The following is a 228-nucleotide window of genomic DNA, read 5'->3' on the forward strand; positions in this document are numbered from 1 at the left end:
AACGGTGACTGCCTTTTCTTTCTTCAGCGCTTTTACGATGAATCGCTAGCCAGCAACTTTATGCTTCAAATTTGTGTATCTGACATCAATGAAGCTTTTCGGGTATGCTCTGAATCTAGACTTAAGCAGAAAATCACTTCAATATCCCAAGAATCATGGGGTAAGGTTTTTTATTTGTGGGGCCCGTCAGGTGAGTTATTACACATCACACAGGTTGGCGGCTAACAA

Annotated in this window: 1 protein-coding gene; it reads left to right on the forward strand. The window is 41.7% G+C overall.

Annotated features, from left to right (window positions below):
* On the forward strand, positions 1-225 hold a 225-nt coding region (locus ACXAFQ_RS20565), incomplete at its 5' end, for a VOC family protein (protein ID WP_474825230.1).
* Positions 226-228: the final 3 nt, after the last annotated feature.

The sequence above is a fragment of the Alteromonas sp. ABH2_165 genome, assembly GCF_056159945.1.